Origin of the sequence: Paenibacillus guangzhouensis (assembly GCF_009363075.1) — a bacterium.
Taxonomy (GTDB): domain Bacteria; phylum Bacillota; class Bacilli; order Paenibacillales; family Paenibacillaceae; genus Paenibacillus_K; species Paenibacillus_K guangzhouensis.
This window is the reverse complement of the sequence record NZ_CP045293.1, coordinates 5,640,457-5,653,285: the sequence shown is the minus strand read 5'-3', so window position 1 is coordinate 5,653,285 and position 12,829 is coordinate 5,640,457. Positions and strand designations below refer to the sequence as shown.

The following is a 12,829-nucleotide window of genomic DNA, read 5'->3' as shown; positions in this document are numbered from 1 at the left end:
AAGAAAGACACTAGCGCCTAATGGCACTAGTGTCTTTGCGCTTCAATCACTTATCGCGAGTCAACTTCGAACGAAGAATAGATTCGCTCCGCAAGAGCACCTGCATATGATTGCCTTCAACGAGATATTGATCGCCTTCGACAACAAAAACGCTGCTCACCAATACATTGCCATCGCCGGTATCACTGAGGATCGCCTGCCAGACGGCTCCGCTATCTTCCGAACGGATATCCCCTTGGACCCTACGAAGCATCTGCACAGTACGAGTCTCGATCCCCGCAATGACAGTCACCTGAATCCCGCGATGTTGTATGATCGCGCGTCCTGCATTCAGCCGGTCAAGAAAGGCGTTCTGTACCCGCATCGCAGAATAAGGAACGAACCGCATCTCCTCCTTCGGTCCGACGATCAAGTAATTCCCGTATTCTCTTGCCGGCACAAGCTCCAGCAAGCTCGGGAATACTGTATGGACAGCTTCGATCGGATCATCCGGATGATCATGCTTCACATTGTCCAGATAGCTGTTCATTGCGATCGTCACGATATTCTCCGGTGTCTCCGCCCCCGGCGCTAGCGCCCCGCCCGTCCAGTAGACATAATTGGAAGGCGATCCTGCATTCGGCGTACACAACATGATGAGCTGATCGACATCATTCCAATAAGGCAGGCTCTGCACGTATCCTCGTGCAACCAAGCCCCCCATGCTATGGCAGACGAGATTCACCCGGGATGCCCCCGATACACGCTTGGCCTCCTGAATGACAGGCTTCAAGTAGTTCTCGACAATGTCTGGAATACGCTGCCGCCAATCATAGTAAGCGATGAACAAATCCATGTGTAAACGGTAGCCCATCTGCTTCAGCATATCTATGAACGGCTCGTAGAACACGCCCGCCACGCCGAAGCTCCAGTGCCCCGTCCCTCGTATAATGCTGCTGCTCATGGATCCGAACACCCCTGGGACAAAGACAAGGGGCGTCCGGTTCGTACGTCGTGTCGGCATGTTCCACCAACCTCTTCTACAAACTCAATATCTTACCTTCTTATCCTTATGCCTTTACCAGCCCTTGAATTCGTCCATATTTCACTAAGTCTCTACGCCAAAAAAGGACCGCCCTAAGCACACGGGTGCCATAGAGAGCAGTCCTTCTTCGAATTTGCAACGTACATCTCAACTCCACAACTAAATTGCACTCGATGCCTCACTAACCCAAGCCACGAGCTGCTCAGCATCTACCGTATCCCCTTTACGCAGCTTCAACGTCTTTCTCTCCGGCGGCCCATCGAACATCCCTTCCGGAAGTGTAAGGTTCGTCGCATGGAAGATCGTAAAGCTCACCGCATCCTTCGAAGTCGAGATCACTGCAGCATATTTGCCGTTTTTCAGAAAATGCGGCTTCTTGTACTGCATCCGCTCCTGTACGTCCGGTATGGCTTGGCGAACAACCTCGCGCAAATTTGTGGACAGCTCTCCTTGCCATGGTTCCTTTAATGTTTCGATAAATTCAGTAACTTCTTGATTCATTGACGTATTCGCTCCTTTGATTATCATTGGTTCAACATGTTCCGCTGCTCTTCTAAATCCACTTCCATCGCCAGAATGTGGGGATCTCTTGCGAGAGCCACATCCTCTTCGAGCTTGCGCAGCTCAACCCCAAAGGCCATTGGCCCGCTTGGAACCGGCATACGACGCGCCCAATCAATCGCTTCTTCTTCCAACCGCACTTCAATCACCATGTAGCCGGCAATAAGCTCTTGGTCTACCGGGAAAGGCCCTACGGTGACCTCCGGCTCTCCGCCATGGACCGGATACCCGATACGAAGCCCCGTCGCACTAGGATGCAGCGCTTCATCGGCTAGGAGCACGCCAGCTCTCACGAGCGATTCCTTATACGCGGCCCTCGCCGCATCGTATTCCCTGCTGTACTTCACACCTGCCTCCGTGTACTCTGTTGCCTTCGCAATCAACATATATCGCATTGTCGTTCCCTCCTATTCGGAAGATCCGCCTGCAGCAGCGGCGAGCTGCCAAGGTTCTCCCTCTATGAAGACGACGAACGGACAACGGCATTATCGACATCATGGTCAAAAAAATTATTATTGCGATGCATCAGACATACACTCGGCTGCCCGACTACGCAGCAACGCCTGCTCGCGGACATTCCGCGTCATGGCGGCTGCGCGCTCGAACTCTGCACGAGCTTCTTCAAGCCGTCCCAGCTTCACCAGCAGGTCACCGCGCACGCTCGGCAGCAGATGGTATCCTCTCATGGCAGGCTCGACGCTCAGCTCATCGACAATCTGCAAACCGAATTCCGGGCCGAACGCCATGGCGATCGCAACCGCCCGGTTCAGCTCAACGACCGGCGACGGCATCAATCGAGACAACCCTTCGTATAGCGCTGCAATTCGAATCCAATTCGTCTCCTCAGCTGATTTCGCCTCCGCATGGCATGCCGATATGGCTGCTTGCAGCGCATACGGCCCAAGCGGTCGACCAAGCTTCTGGCAGCGTTCCAATGCCGCAAGCCCCCGTCGAATCAACAACCGATCCCACTGTGCTCGGTTCTGATCCATCAGAAGCACAGGTTCACCTGCGGCATTCACCCGCGTTCTGAAGCGTGAGGATTGAATCTCCATCAAGGCAACCAGCCCATGCACCTCCGATTCCTGCGGCGCAATCTCTGCGAGAACGCGCCCAAGCCGCAGCGCTTCCTGACAGAGCAGCGGCTTAACCCAATGATCGCCTGAAGTCGCCGCATATCCCTCATTGAACATCAGATAGATGACTTCGAGTACGGCGGCCAGACGTTCCTTCAGCTCGTCCCCCATCGGCACCTCGAAAGGCACCTTCTCCGCATTAAGCGTCTTCTTCGCCCGTACAATGCGCTGCGCAATGGTTGACTCCGCTGCCAGGAATGAGCGTGCAATCTCATCCGTCGTTAGCCCGCACAACAAACGCAATGTCAAGGCAACTCTAGCATCCTGCGATAATAGCGGGTGGCAGGTCATGAAGATCAGACGGAGAAGATCATCGTTAATCTCCCCGTCAAGCCTCGCATCCACATCATCTTCCGTATACAGTTCTGCATGCCTGGCAATCTCATCATACTTCTGATCCCGTACCTTATTCCTGCGCAGCAGATCGATCGCACGCCGCTTGGCAGCGGTCATTAACCAGGCGCCCGGATTATCCGGGATCCCGATCTCCGGCCAACGCTCTAGCGCAATGACCAACGCATCCTGTGCCAAATCCTCTGCCAGCCCCACGTCTCGCACCATGCGAGTTAATCCGGCGATTAGCTTAGGCGACTCGATGCGCCATATAGCATCTATGGTTCGCTGTGTATTTGCTACCGTCACGCTTGCTTCTGCTCCTCAAGCTGCTTACGCAGCAGCGTTTCCCTTGCCAATGTCTCGGGGTCGGCCATCAAATCTTCGACCTCAAATACCTGCCTTAGCTCAATCTCCCCCTGACCGAAGCCATGCGGGTCCGGCATACGCATCGCCCATTCGATTGCTTCTTCCCGGGATTTCACTTCGATCAGCGTATACCCTGCAATCATCTCCTTCGCCTCGGTAAATGGACCGTCGATCACTTTGGGTTTGCCGCCAGGTTCAGGATAGGAAATCCGAATTCCGTTTGCGCTTGGCATGAGGCCATCTGCCGCGAGCAGGACGCCGGCCTTCACCAGTTCCTCGTTGTATTTCTGCATCGCATCAATAAGCTCCTGGCTTGGCATAACCCCTGCTTCCGAATCTGTTGTTGCTTTGACAATCATCATAAATCTCATGATGAACATGCCTCCTTGAAATTAGGTTGTTGAAGCTTCATTTCTGGCGCTTCTATTCATACGACGAATGCGATTCGTCGAAATCGACATTTTCGATACATTTCTCTAGAAAAATGCGTTCAGCTCCGCAGCGATTATCTGAGCGTTGAGTTTCTTGGTATGTCCAAGCCCTTTCTTGCTCCGCAGCTGCGCATTCGGCAGAACACCTGCCAGCGCCTTAGCCCCGTTGCGCAACTGGATCGGACTCTCTGTTCCTTCGAGGATGATCGTTGGCATTACAGCCGTCCTCCACAGATCCGCAGGGAGCGGCTTCCCATCCATATAGCCGTTCAGCAGCGCTGCATCATAAGGAAGCGTATGCGCAACCGCCATCAGTTTCGTCCATACCCCCGGCATCAACCGCATCAATGCGACGACGAACGAAGGAGCTCCCATACCTTGTGTCATGAAATATTTGATCGCATCCGCCCGGCGGTCCGCAGCGATCAGCTCCGTAACGTGCTGCGCGAAATCGCTCGGCGGCTTGTGGCCCGCGGAATCCACGATGAATGGCGGTTCATGCAGCGCCAGCTTCGTAATCTTCGCCCCACGCGCTGCCGCCTGCAGTGCAAGCACCGCACCAGACGATAGCCCCCACACATAAGCCGAGCCGCCGGCTTCCTCGATCAACGCTTCAAGGTCTTCGATCTCATGCGCAACATCGTATACGGAAGCATCGCCGCTATCCCCGCGACCGCGGCGATCATAGTTGTATACGGTAAATTGCTCCGATAACAGATTTGCGAGCTGCACCTGACCCGGAAATTTACGATAGCTGAATGCGCCCGCTACCAGAATAAGCGATGGCCCGCGGCCCGATTTGTCATATGCAATTTTCGTTCCGTCCTTCGATGTTGTGGTGTACATGGAAATGTCCCCTTTTCGATGAAATTATCGTTGCTTCTATGAAGACGACGAACGGAAACATCCGAAATCGACATGTTTGCTAATAAAAATAATATTTTTTTAGGACTTAAAGCGAAGTGCGAGAATAAACAAAACAAGCGATCCAATCGATGCGATGGTACGCACATGATTCCAAGGCAGCCATCGGTCCAAATAGGTACGCCATACGTCGGCGCCAGCTGCGCTATTCGGATCCACAACAGCAAGCGCGTCATTTAACGGTACGTTGCATACCATCGTGATCAAGATGACCCCGATCAAATAGAGCAGACTGGCTGCCAGCACCAGATTGGCACTCACGGTGCCTAAACGGAAGAAGGAGATAATCGCGAGGACAAGACAGGCTAAGGCTGTGCCGCCAAATACAAGCCCGAACAAGGGATTTAAAATAGTCTGGTTGATCGATTGCATCGCGCTAATGCCATGCGACTTCGGGATTCGTTCAAGCGCTGTCATCACAAAGGTCGAAAATGCAAAAAATAACCCAGCCATCAGCCCAGCACCAAGTGCGGAGAAATACGTTAAGCTCACTATCCATTTTTCCACGGTTCGTTGCCTCCTATAGACATCAAAATGTGTGATGTAAATCTATGAGGTCTCCTTTAACTTACCATGAAATAAATGGAAATTATATGCTCCGAACAAAATTTATTTCATAGGTTTCATATGCGTTAGCAGCTGCTTCACCGTACGACTGAGATGCTCGTGGTAGCCGCCCAAAGGCCTTCCATGGATCATGCCGAGCCTGCGAACGCCAATCCATAATGCCCAGAGGTCAATCTCAGCGTGATCATCGCGCGTTAGCATCCTTACATCGTGATATCCCGCTGTCAGCGCTTCGAAACCTTGATATCGCTGACCATCATGCAGTTTGAAATGTCCCAAGTCGTAGAATGGGCTGCTTCCTTGGATTTCTCCAAAATCGATGATCCCGCTATACTGTCCATCCTGCTGAAAAATGTGAGAGTCATCAAAATCTCCATGGGCCAGCTTCGGAGCATGACGCGTCATCAGCTCCGTACCCGAATCTAGTAATTGTCGGATCCGAGCAGCTTCCTCCGGATGAAATACATGTCCTGCTAGCCCAGACAAATCCTCATCAAGATTTTCAAAGATGACTTCGTGCAGACTTCTTTTCTCTCCATGAAGCTTCTTGTCCAAAGAGGTATTGTCTCGGACAACCCAACCGAACCCGTCAACATCAACCTGGTTGAGAAGAGCCAGTTGATGTCCGGCCTCCCTCAGAAGATGCTTATATTGATCGGCAGAGTCGCATCTGCTAGCATCGCTCCCCGCGATCTCGGTAACCACCATCATGGACATGCCAAGCACTTCATTTCGATGCTCGAAATGGAGCACTTCAGGAACTTGAACGCCCTTAAGCCGCAGCAGCTGATGTAACTGCACTTCCACTACGAAGCTCATCCCTTGCTCGGGAAGAACACGAAGGTACAGCACTTGACCCGCAGCATGAACACGATACACATATGTAGATACGCCGCTCCGCTCTCTCTCAACCGTAAAATCAGTTGAATGAAGACATTCCGTTAGAACTTGTTGCACATCCTGAATGGCAGGGGCCTCTCTTCTAATCAATGACATCTCTCCTTCTTCTCGTTCCGATAATATAGACTTTCATCATCCCCCATATTGCTCTACGAGCGCATGAAGCATCAGACGGATCTGATCCACTAGCTCCTGCGGCTGCTGCACCCTTGCATCCTGACCAAGCCCGATGAAGAATTTCGCGAAATAGGGGATTTCACTGCGCGGGACTTCACCTTCCATCGAACCCGTTCCATCCTCCCGCTTCCTAACATAGGGCGCAGACCAGATCTCGGCTTCGCATCGTTCCACGCCTTCTTTACTAAGGTCAACATGCAGCTCCGCCTTGGGTTCTTCTACACCCGCCCCGTGTTCCAAATCCCTCGTATCTAAATTCATCGAGCGAATCGACTGCAGCGGCTCCGTTGAGGATGGAAGCACGTCAAGAATGCGATCACAACGATATAGGCGTATCGATTGATACATAAATGTGTAAGCTGAACAATACCAGAAGCCGTTCTTGGTATAAATGCCAATCGGTTGAACCTCTCGTTCCGACCTGCTGCTGCGGGATTCATAGTCCATGCGGATCACTCTCTGGTGAACAGCAGCGTCCAGCAATTGCGCCAGAAATGGCGAACCCGTCTTTCGCATCGGCGTGACAAAGTCAACCCGATTCTTCATCTGATCAATGCGAGCCCGCACATCCTCCGGCATGTAGTAATAGAATTTGCCCAAAGCGGAGGAAGACTCGGTCTCGAACGGCAGCGAAGTATAGTGTCGCAAAGCATGCGTCGCGAAAAAAATAGCAATCGCCTCTTCCTCCGTAAAAGCGATCGGCGGCAAAATCCTCTCTTTCAACACACGATATCCACCATGCGGTCCTACCTCCGAATATAGGGGGACGCCAAGCTCGCTTAACTCCTGCAAATCCCGCAGCACGGTCCGCTGGGATATGCCGAATTCTTGAGCCAGCTCCTTCACCGTAAATTGTCGCTTCTGATTAACGACCATCATCATCTCCATCAGTCGTTTGGATTTCGGCATGTTCAAGGTCTTCCCTTCTCGTCACAATATTTATGTTGCGTCGTTATGATTATGACAATAGTTGTCACTATTATCATGTACAATGGGGTCAAAGTCCAGCAGCGACGCATTCGAGCTGGAGCTGATTGGTCATAAAAATCTGAAGGAGTTGTTGAACATGTCTACACAAGTTAACCCATTTATTATGCTGGATGGTACCGCGAAAGAAGCGATTCAATTCTACGAGCAAGCGTTAGGCGCGAAGGTGCTCTTCCAACAAACCTTTGGCGATGCGCCGGAAGGAACGCTCCCTGCCGATGCCAAAGAGCGTATTGCGCATTCGGTACTAAGCGTGGATGAGACGGTGTTCTTCGTCTCCGACAGTATCCCCGGCGATTCCGTTGCGATAGGCAACCATGTCGGGATCTGCCTCTCGGCGAGCGACGCATCCGTATCACGTCAGATCTATGATGCGCTGCAGCAAGGCGGTACAGTCGAGATGCCGTTGCAAGAGATTTATTTCAGCCCTGCCTACGGTGTCGTGACCGATAAATTCGGCGTGACCTTCCAGATCTTCACGAAAAGACCTCGTTAACCCGCACTTCGCCTCTTCGACCATTAAGGTTGAAGGGGCTGTTTTTTGTGGTACTATTCTTTTTGTTTATAACTAACTTTACTTGAGTGGCAATAAAAATTATAGTATAATAATCATAAAATCAAGGGAGGCAGAGAACATGACCCAACCAACCAAGCGAATGGAAATTGGTATCAGCACGTTTCTAGATGCAAGTCCGGATCCAGTGACCGGCGTCGCGATCAGTCATGCAGAGCGGATGCGGCGTTCCGTCGAAGAGATTGTCCTCGCGGATCAAGTCGGTCTCGATGTCTATGGGATCGGCGAGCATCATCGCGCGAATTATGCGGCTTCTTCACCGGCTGTCATTCTCGCAGCAGCAGCTTCCATGACGAAGCATATCCGGCTATCCAGCGCCGTTACCGTATTATCTTCCGCGGATCCGGTCCGCGTCTATCAGGACTTCGCAACCCTCGACGGGCTCTCGAACGGGCGAGCGGAGATTATGGCAGGCCGTGGCTCATTTATTGAATCGTTCCCACTCTTCGGCTATAGTCTGGAGGATTATGATGAGTTATTCGAAGAACATCTCGAGTTACTGCTAGCCGTTCGCGCATCGGAAAAAGTATCATGGCGCGGCGGACATCGTCCAGCCATCGACAATCTCGGCGTATACCCGCGCGCGGTGCAAGATCCGCTGCCTGTATGGATTGCCAGCGGCGGTACGCCGGAATCCGCGGTTCGTGCGGGAACACTTGGCCTGCCGATCACTTTCGCGATTATCGGCGGCATGCCGGAGCGGTTCGCACCCTTAGTCTCGCTCTACAAAGAAGCAGCGGCACGGGCCGGACATGATCCATCCAAACTCCAGATTGCATCGCATTCCCACGGATTCATTGGGGATACGAACGAGCAGGCAGCGGAGCTGTATTACCCGTCTACGCATGCGGCAATGAACAAACTCGGGCGCGAACGCGGATGGCCGCCATATACCCGGGATTCGTTCGATGCAGCTCGCAGTCTGCGAGGTGCATTGTATGTCGGCGATCCAGAGTATGTCGCAGAGAAAATCGTTCTGCTGCGCAAAAATCTTGGCCTAGATCGGTTCTTCCTGCATGTCGATTACGGCTCCCTGCCGCATAGCGAGATGCTGCGGACCATTGAGTACCTTGGCACCAAGGTCGCGCCTATCGTGCACAAGGAAATTGCCCGTATGGAAGGGAATTAACCGTTTTTCATTAAAAGAGGGACATTCACATATCATCGCTTGATGACATGAAATGTCCCTCTTTTTATCCTTCCGATAGCCTAGTTCAGGTTTCTTGCAAAATGCGGTTTACTATAATGGCTTACGCCGCCTGATCCGACGAGGACGTACCCGCCTTTATTGAACGTCAGCAGCTTCGTTAGTCCCGTTGTCAGTATCACCGTGACCTTTGCATTGTTCCGCAGTGCGATATATTTGACGTAGCCACTCTGGAGCACAACAGTTCTCCAGTTATTATCGAACTCCGATCTTACCACCCGATTCGAATAAACTTGGTTTTCTCTAAGATTGGGTTGTCGTTTCGCCGCCATGACCATCACCGATCCTCTTATACGATTAGAATATATGAATCTACTCTATCTTATTCAGAAGAAAGGTTTTGGAATGGACAACTTCCCTTTATTTGTAGAAAACTTTGTCTACATTGTATTTGGCTTGCAATGCATTAATAATATATGTCTCGTAGATTTCACGATGAACCGCATCTTCTACCACGCATACCTCAATCTTCGTTACTTCCTCCCGGTGTGCTTTGATTGGAGATACCGTATCTTCGAAGTGCTTCTTGATCCGTGGTCTAAGCTTTCTTGCTTTCCCAACGAATAACAATTCATCCTTCGCATTGTAGAACATGTAGATTCCCCCTACCTCTCTCGAGATCAGATGGAAATCCGTGAATCCAAAAATGTGGCTTAGCTGCGGGTTCTCTTGCTTCAAAATTGTAACATCCGGTGTTGGGATGGTTATGTTGATCATCTACGTTCACTTCCTCATTCAATATAAGAGGTTGTTCAAAAAGTCATCATTTGATCACGAAGTCATTCAAGAAGCATAATCGACATCGAACCTTACGTTCACCTTCGAAGTCCGGTACTCATTTAGGTTTCGCCTAAACTCCGTTCCTCCTTCTTCAGGTTCTCGCAACTTTCTCGGTGCTGAAATGCCGACTTTTGAACCACGCACTATAAGAGTAAATCTTATCACAGATTATCGCCTGAATCCATGAACATCCAACATCTACTTCGCTACTGTCTGGAAATATCGATATACCTTACGCAGCTTCTGCGAATGCCGGCCCTTCGGGCTCTCCATATTCCCGAACTCGAAAAACTTCACAGGCTTGATCCCGACATAATTCAGCAGCGCTTTGCGCATTAATATTTTATGGGCATTGTTCAGCCAGTATAGCGGATAGAGCGGCGGCCCCTTCATGACGGATATACACACCGCCGATTTGCCTTTCAGCAGCCCCTCCGGCAAAAGACCGCCATGATCGCGATAAGCGAAATTCGAAGCGAACATCTGGTCAATATAACCGAGGAGCATCGCCGGAGGCCGTCCCCACCAGATCGGATAGACGAAGACGATTTTGTCCGCCCAGGTCAATTGTTCACGATATTTCGCTAGGTTCGGATCGCTATGCATATCCCGTCTACGCTTTCCCTTGTTGAAGACGAGCACCGGATTAAACCCCTCTTCATACAAATCAAGCGTCTGAATCTCCGCGATTTTCGCGTTCTCACGGCTGCCTTGGATGACTTGCTGCAAAAACGCATAACTTAAGCTCTCATGATTCGGATGCGTATAAATCACCAATACGTTCATGTCCCCACCTCATTAGTTGTCATTTGATAACTAGATGCTATCATGCTATTATTTAGTTGTCAAATGATAATTGTTTGTGGATAACAAATTTGTTATCGTGGAAGGTGAGGTGAGCTCACGTGGATAAAGAAAAAGAAGCATTTTTTCATCAATTGGTCGCCTTTACGGCAGACGTTCATGAAGTGACCCATACGTTAACAAAGGATATGAAGCAGGACGACATCACACCGCTTCAGTATGGCATTCTGGAATATTTGGCGGTTAGCCAGCCCGTGACACTAAGTGAGATCAGTGATTGCAAGCATATCTCGATGCCGAATACGAGCCGTGAAATCCGCAAGCTGTGCGATAAACATCTGTGTGAGAAATATGATAGCCCAGACGACCGGCGGAAGCAGATGATCCGTCTCTCCGCGTCAGGACAAGCGATGATGGATGATGCCTTCCAGCGCATTGGGGAACGTTTTTTAGAGCGCATGCAGGGCGTATCGCAAGAGGAATTAAGAGAGGTTCAACAGGCGATGCAGGTGCTTCAACGCAGCGTATTCTATAGATCGTGAATAAAAGGGCACTCCTGCAAGAGGAGTGCCCTTTTCATATATAGATTATATTTTCTTGACGAATTCCGACTTTAACTTCATCGCACCAAAACCGTCAATTTTGCAATCAATATCATGATCCCCATCGACAAGACGGATATTCTTTACGCGGGTTCCGATTTTAATCACAGAAGAGCTTCCTTTGACCTTCAAATCCTTGATGACACTCACCGTGTCGCCATCACTTAGAATATTTCCGTTCGCATCTTTGTAGACTTTCGTATCGTCACTGCTCGCAGCTTCCGATTCTAGTGTCCACTCATGCGCACATTCCGGGCAGACTAATAGATTGCCATCTTCGTACGTGTACTCGGATTGGCATTTAGGGCAGTTAGGCAAATTAGACATATGTTCATTTCCTCTATTCTTTGTTAAGAGTCCTTATAGGGGTGAATGATAACATAGTCTCCTCATATAGACAAATCCGCATCTTCCAGCATGGCTCTGGAAATGATCTGAAAATCTTCCTCTCCGATCTCGAAATGACCGAAACGGAAAGAATATCCCCAATTGCGGTTCCCGCGCGTGAAGCTAAGCTGATCCAATACATCGGCGATCTTCACTTCCCTACTCGGACGATAGCGAATATTTCTGCGAAATGGCACAAAGGATTCGGTCATTTGAAATTCGTAGACGCTGTTATCTGCAACCTGTCCAATGGCTGTGAATGCTTGGAGCGCCTCCCCTTGGGCCATATCTGTTCGTGGAGAATAGTAGACCAACCAGTCGTTCTGACGCATTCTTCGCAAAGGTGCTGACTTGCCGTGACAGAGCTGTGCGAACCCACCCGCCACGCCGCGCTTCACATGTGCTGCAGATACGACACCAATCCAGTATCGGCATGGCTCGCTTAGGACATCGGCTGCCATCGTTTCCATTCCTTCGTTCCCTATATTCATGCGTATAGAAATTCCTTCAACCGACCGAGTTGCAGCAGATGATGACGATAGTGCATCTCGATCAGCAAAAACCACTCAGTTGCATTCATACCGCCAAATCGCGGATGAGCGACCGTATTGGATCGATTCGCAGATTCAAGTGTCGGCTCGACCTCCCGCATCCGCTGAATCACCGTGTTCAGCCCCTGTACGAGCAGTTCCTTGCTGGTAGGCTGTGCAGGCGTATATTGCGGTGATGGCGGTACTTGGATCCGCACAGGCGGAAAGCTGCCTTGCTCGAACAACGCCATCCCGGCTTCGGTCTTCACGCCATCCGGCTCAGCGCTGCCTCCGCTCGCATCCATGCACAGTTCCACGTTCCGTAAGTGCATATAGAGTGCCGAGTTGATCAAATGCTGCACCATTTGCCCCAGCGACCATGCCTCCTCATTCGGCTGACGTTGTAATTGCTCCATGCTGAATTGTTCTAATACTTGCATATAGTGATTCGCCGTTTCCTCCAATTTGTACAAAGATTCGCGTGTATTCATCCTCATGAACAGCTCCTTTATCGTCATTTGATTCCACGATATCAC

General features: G+C 50.7%; 18 protein-coding genes. 3 read left to right on the top strand and 15 right to left on the bottom strand.

Features of this window, described 5'->3' with window-relative positions:
- Nucleotides 1-46: 46 nt before the first annotated feature.
- The 9 genes from GCU39_RS25515 to GCU39_RS25475 form a co-directional block, all read right to left on the bottom strand.
- Nucleotides 47-1,003 (bottom strand): esterase/lipase family protein, encoded by a 957-nt coding sequence (locus GCU39_RS25515; protein ID WP_152396033.1) that lies wholly within the window; start codon nt 1,001-1,003, stop codon nt 47-49.
- A 180-nt stretch (nt 1,004-1,183) separates the two neighbouring features.
- Nucleotides 1,184-1,525 (bottom strand): DUF1801 domain-containing protein, encoded by a 342-nt coding sequence (locus GCU39_RS25510; protein WP_152396032.1) that lies wholly within the window; start codon nt 1,523-1,525, stop codon nt 1,184-1,186.
- 23 nt (nt 1,526-1,548) lie between these two features.
- Nucleotides 1,549-1,980: a YciI family protein gene (locus tag GCU39_RS25505; protein WP_152396031.1), complete on the bottom strand. Its 432-nt coding sequence runs from the start codon at nt 1,978-1,980 to the stop codon at nt 1,549-1,551.
- A gap of 117 nt (nt 1,981-2,097) precedes the next feature.
- On the bottom strand, nt 2,098-3,363 hold the full coding sequence (locus GCU39_RS25500; protein ID WP_152396030.1) for an RNA polymerase sigma factor: 1,266 nt from the start codon (nt 3,361-3,363) through the stop codon (nt 2,098-2,100).
- Nucleotides 3,360-3,794, bottom strand: coding sequence for a YciI family protein (locus tag GCU39_RS25495; RefSeq protein ID WP_152396029.1), 435 nt, complete (start codon nt 3,792-3,794; stop codon nt 3,360-3,362). Before GCU39_RS25495 ends, GCU39_RS25500 begins: the two co-directional genes overlap by 4 nt.
- 105 nt (nt 3,795-3,899) lie before the next feature.
- Nucleotides 3,900-4,700 (bottom strand): alpha/beta fold hydrolase, encoded by an 801-nt coding sequence (locus GCU39_RS25490; RefSeq protein WP_152396028.1) that lies wholly within the window; start codon nt 4,698-4,700, stop codon nt 3,900-3,902.
- Between the two features lie 99 nt (nt 4,701-4,799).
- Complete coding sequence (locus GCU39_RS25485; protein WP_227793334.1) at nt 4,800-5,285, bottom strand: anthrone oxygenase family protein; 486 nt, start codon at nt 5,283-5,285, stop codon at nt 4,800-4,802.
- Nucleotides 5,286-5,387: 102 nt separating this feature from the next.
- The gene (locus GCU39_RS25480) at nt 5,388-6,335 is read right to left on the bottom strand and encodes a phosphotransferase family protein (RefSeq protein ID WP_193726624.1); all 948 of its coding nucleotides are present in this window, start codon (nt 6,333-6,335) and stop codon (nt 5,388-5,390) included.
- A 42-nt stretch (nt 6,336-6,377) separates the two neighbouring features.
- Nucleotides 6,378-7,331, bottom strand: coding sequence for a helix-turn-helix transcriptional regulator (locus GCU39_RS25475; RefSeq protein ID WP_152396026.1), 954 nt, complete (start codon nt 7,329-7,331; stop codon nt 6,378-6,380).
- Between the two features lie 157 nt (nt 7,332-7,488).
- Between GCU39_RS25475 and GCU39_RS25470 the strand changes: the two genes are divergently transcribed.
- Both GCU39_RS25470 and GCU39_RS25465 read left to right on the top strand, forming a co-directional pair.
- Nucleotides 7,489-7,905, top strand: coding sequence for a VOC family protein (locus GCU39_RS25470; protein WP_152396025.1), 417 nt, complete (start codon nt 7,489-7,491; stop codon nt 7,903-7,905).
- A 139-nt stretch (nt 7,906-8,044) separates the two neighbouring features.
- Nucleotides 8,045-9,112, top strand: a complete 1,068-nt coding sequence (locus GCU39_RS25465) for an LLM class flavin-dependent oxidoreductase (RefSeq protein WP_152396024.1) — start codon at nt 8,045-8,047, stop codon at nt 9,110-9,112.
- Between the two features lie 80 nt (nt 9,113-9,192).
- Here the strand turns inward: GCU39_RS25465 and GCU39_RS25460 are convergent, their stop codons facing one another.
- The 3 genes from GCU39_RS25460 to GCU39_RS25450 all read right to left on the bottom strand — a co-directional run bounded on the left by GCU39_RS25460 (nt 9,193) and on the right by GCU39_RS25450 (nt 10,756).
- Entirely contained in the window at nt 9,193-9,462 is a 270-nt protein-coding gene (locus GCU39_RS25460) for a hypothetical protein (RefSeq protein ID WP_152397430.1), read from the bottom strand.
- Nucleotides 9,463-9,550: 88 nt separating this feature from the next.
- Entirely contained in the window at nt 9,551-9,907 is a 357-nt protein-coding gene (locus GCU39_RS25455) for a nucleotide excision repair endonuclease (protein ID WP_152396023.1), read from the bottom strand.
- Between the two features lie 261 nt (nt 9,908-10,168).
- The gene (locus GCU39_RS25450) at nt 10,169-10,756 is read right to left on the bottom strand and encodes an NAD(P)H-dependent oxidoreductase (protein WP_152396022.1); all 588 of its coding nucleotides are present in this window, start codon (nt 10,754-10,756) and stop codon (nt 10,169-10,171) included.
- Nucleotides 10,757-10,875: 119 nt separating this feature from the next.
- Here GCU39_RS25450 and GCU39_RS25445 point away from each other — a divergent pair, with 119 nt between their 5' ends.
- Complete coding sequence (locus GCU39_RS25445; protein WP_227793333.1) at nt 10,876-11,316, top strand: MarR family winged helix-turn-helix transcriptional regulator; 441 nt, start codon at nt 10,876-10,878, stop codon at nt 11,314-11,316.
- Nucleotides 11,317-11,361: 45 nt separating this feature from the next.
- Here the strand turns inward: GCU39_RS25445 and GCU39_RS25440 are convergent, their stop codons facing one another.
- The 3 genes from GCU39_RS25440 to GCU39_RS25430 all read right to left on the bottom strand — a co-directional run bounded on the left by GCU39_RS25440 (nt 11,362) and on the right by GCU39_RS25430 (nt 12,784).
- Nucleotides 11,362-11,703: a zinc ribbon domain-containing protein YjdM gene (locus tag GCU39_RS25440; RefSeq protein ID WP_152396021.1), complete on the bottom strand. Its 342-nt coding sequence runs from the start codon at nt 11,701-11,703 to the stop codon at nt 11,362-11,364.
- Nucleotides 11,704-11,765: 62 nt separating this feature from the next.
- Nucleotides 11,766-12,233, bottom strand: a complete 468-nt coding sequence (locus GCU39_RS25435) for an EVE domain-containing protein (protein ID WP_227793332.1) — start codon at nt 12,231-12,233, stop codon at nt 11,766-11,768.
- Nucleotides 12,234-12,250: 17 nt separating this feature from the next.
- Nucleotides 12,251-12,784 (bottom strand): DinB family protein, encoded by a 534-nt coding sequence (locus GCU39_RS25430; RefSeq protein WP_152397427.1) that lies wholly within the window; start codon nt 12,782-12,784, stop codon nt 12,251-12,253.
- Between the last annotated feature and the right edge of the window lie 45 nt (nt 12,785-12,829).